Origin of the sequence: Salmonella sp. SAL4457 (assembly GCF_046548235.1) — a bacterium.
In the GTDB taxonomy this organism is placed as follows: Bacteria; Pseudomonadota; Gammaproteobacteria; order Enterobacterales; family Enterobacteriaceae; genus Salmonella; species Salmonella enterica.
The window spans coordinates 1-228 of sequence record NZ_JBGDZO010001521.1; the positions used below are offsets into that span (position 1 = coordinate 1).

Consider the following 228-nt stretch of genomic DNA (forward strand, 5'->3'; position numbering starts at 1 on the left):
GTGCATGGACGCCTGGACGGCGAGTTGCTGGCGCGCGCCTGGGCGATCCTGATCGGCCGCCACGCGATCCTGCGTACCGGCTTCGATCTGCACGGTGGCCAGGTTCCCCTGCAATGGGTCCACCCGGCCACGGCGGTCGCCGCCGAGGTGCCGGTGCACGACCTGTGTGGCCTCGATGGGGAAACACGGCGCCTGCGCCTGCGTGCCTGGATCGAGGAAGAGCAGGCC

At 71.1% G+C, this 228-nt stretch carries 1 protein-coding gene; it reads left to right on the forward strand.

The genetic code is table 11. From position 1 onward, the window contains the following. Positions 1 to 228, forward strand: a 228-nt coding sequence (locus ACLJNW_RS29280; protein ID WP_410962180.1) for a hypothetical protein, incomplete at both ends; no start/stop codon positions are given.